This is a genomic window from Shewanella sp. 11B5 (genome assembly GCF_002836795.1).
Taxonomy (GTDB): Bacteria; Pseudomonadota; Gammaproteobacteria; order Enterobacterales; family Shewanellaceae; genus Shewanella; species Shewanella frigidimarina.
In genome coordinates this window covers 1-2,595 of record NZ_PJAP01001033.1, presented here as the reverse complement: position 1 = coordinate 2,595, position 2,595 = coordinate 1, and the positions used below count along the sequence as shown (strand labels likewise).

The following is a 2,595-nucleotide window of genomic DNA, read 5'->3' as shown; positions in this document are numbered from 1 at the left end:
GGTTTCAGGGGATTTAATGAGTTGGTAAAACAATGAGTAAACTTGATTATAAATTGCTGCAAGCATTGAGTTGTGTGATTAAAGAACAAAGTTTTGAGCGTGCAGCAGGTGTGTTGTGCTTATCGCAATCGGCGGTGTCACAGCGGATTAAACAATTAGAGCAACAGTTTGCTCAACCAGTATTGATTAGAAGCCAACCTATTCAAACTACAGATTTAGGTAAGCAGCTCTTAAAGCACTATTACCAAGTGGTACAGCTAGAAGCTGACGTACTTCCTAGTGCTATGCCTCATTCGCCCCAGACTCCGTTAACTCTGAATATCGCCACCAATGCCGACACTTTGGCAACTTGGCTCATTCCGGCAATAGCCCCAGTGATTAAGTCACATTTAGTTGAGATAAATCTGCTGATTGAAGGTGAAGCTCGTACGATTAATCGATTAAAGGATGGCCAAGCTTTTGGTGCCATTTCGGTGCAATCTACACCGATTAAAGGTTGTCAATTAACTCGATTAGGCTGTGTCGACTATCTGCTAGTGGCGTCACCTGAGTTTAGTCGTCATTATTTCCCGAACGGCATTAGTGCTGACAGCCTTAGAAAAGCACCGGGTATTGCGTTTGATCATAAAGACAATATGCACACACGTTATATTCAACAGCATTTTGGTTTGATGCAAGGTGAATATCCATTACATGCTGTGCGTTCATCAGATGCTTTTGTGACCATGGCTAAACATGGTGCTGCCTATTGTTTAGTACCAAAAACGCAAATTAAACCAGAACTAGCCACTGGTGAGTTAGTGCACATATGTAAAGACCATATCATCACTGAAACGCTTTACTGGCACCATTGGATTTTACTTAAAGGTGTCTATAAAGACGTTTCAGATGCCATTATTGCCCACGCTCAATCGGTATTAGATTAAGCTAAACTTTGATCTACCTAAGCTGAGACGGGCCCAAATTGAGACTTACCCAAGCAGTGAATAGACCTGCTTTGATTATCCATGGCTAATCAACGTTTGATTCTCTTCGGTAGGAATAAGGGTATCGGCAATTAACAACATGGCCGAGGTTAGTTGGGTTAATTGTGCAGCGCTAATAGTGTAAGGCGGCATGATGTAGATATAGCGGCTAAAAGGCCTTACCCACACACCTAAGTCAACAAAGGCTTTTTGTAAGGCTGCGGTATTCACTGGCGAGTGCATTTCGATTACGCCGACACTGCCAAGTACTCGTACATCTTTAACCTCTTTTGACGTCATGGCTGCGGGTAAGGTGCTTATTAAATGCGTTTCAATGTCTTTTACCTGCTGTTGCCAATCGCCGGCAAGCAATAAGTCTAAGCTAGCGGTTGCTGCAGCACATGCCAATGGATTCCCCATAAAAGTAGGGCCATGCATAAACACACCGGCGGGCGAATCACTAATACCATTGGCCACTTCGTCACTACATAAGGTGGCTGCGAGGCTAATATATCCACCGGTTAAGGCTTTACCTACACATAAAATATCGGCCTCAATATTGGCATGCTCATAAGCGAAGAGGGTGCCAGTACGGCCAAATCCGGTAGCTATTTCGTCTAATATCAATAGCACATCGTATTGGTCGCAAAGTTGGCGAAGTTTAACTAAATAAGCTGGTGAGTAAAAACGCATTCCACCAGCACCTTGCATGATGGGTTCAATAATCACCGCAGCAATATCTTGATGGTGTTGCGTAAATGCGGCATTTAATGCGAGTGTATCGGTTTGATTCAACGTTTCGTCAAACTTTGAGGTTGGCGCAGGGATAAAGACTTGTCTCGTCACATTATTACCGAACATGGTGTGCATTCCACCATCAGGATCACATACGCTCATCGCGGCAAAAGTATCACCATGATAACCACTTTTTACAGTCATAATCCGTTGCTTTTGCGGCTGGTTTCGCCCCTGCCAATATTGCAGCGCCATTTTTAGCGCAACTTCCACAGCAATTGAGCCTGAATCAGCTAAGAAAACCTTAGTTAAGTTATCGCTGGTCATCTGCACTAAGCGTTTTGAGGTCTCAATGGCTGGCTGATGGGTTATGCCGCCAAACATCACATGACTGAGCTGTGATAGCTGCTTTTGCATAGCGGCCAAAATGGTCGGATGACTATAACCATGCACACAAGACCACCATGAACTGGTGCCATCTATAAGTACTTTTCCATCATCTAAAGTCAACTCACAACCTTGTGCTGAAACGACTCCATATACAGGCAGAGACTGGGTCATAGAGGTGTATGGGTGCCAGATATGTTGTGCATCGAAAGCATAATCGATTGTGGTATTTGTATCGGAAAGTGGCATAATTATAAGTGCTCTTTTTTTGACCGCTAGTAAAGCGTAAAGTGGTTGCTGCGTTGACAGTTTACGGGCTCAGGGTATCCTAGCCAACATAAAATCAAAATAAAGGAATGATCCATGTCGTTAGCTGAAGTTCGTCACGATTGGCAAAAAGCACAAATTGAAGCATTGTTTGCGCTGCCTATGAATGATTTATTGTTTAAAGCTCACAGTATTCATCGTGAAACGTTTGACCCTAACGAAGTGCAGATCAGCCGCCTAT

At 43.6% G+C, this 2,595-nt stretch carries 2 protein-coding genes and 1 pseudogene; 2 read left to right on the top strand and 1 reads right to left on the bottom strand.

Annotated elements, in window-relative coordinates; genetic code table 11:
- The first annotated feature begins 32 nt into the window (after window positions 1-32).
- Entirely contained in the window at window positions 33-926 is an 894-nt protein-coding gene (locus CXF78_RS19930; protein WP_102037736.1) for a LysR family transcriptional regulator ArgP, read from the top strand.
- A gap of 75 nt (window positions 927-1,001) precedes the next feature.
- On the opposite strand, the gene bioA is transcribed toward CXF78_RS19930, so the two are convergent.
- On the bottom strand, window positions 1,002-2,336 hold the full coding sequence (gene bioA / locus CXF78_RS19925) for an adenosylmethionine--8-amino-7-oxononanoate transaminase (protein WP_102037735.1): 1,335 nt from the start codon (window positions 2,334-2,336) through the stop codon (window positions 1,002-1,004).
- Window positions 2,337-2,450: 114 nt separating this feature from the next.
- On the opposite strand from bioA, the pseudogene CXF78_RS19920 reads away from it, so the two are divergent.
- Window positions 2,451-2,595: pseudogene (locus CXF78_RS19920) on the top strand (biotin synthase); the annotation flags it as partial.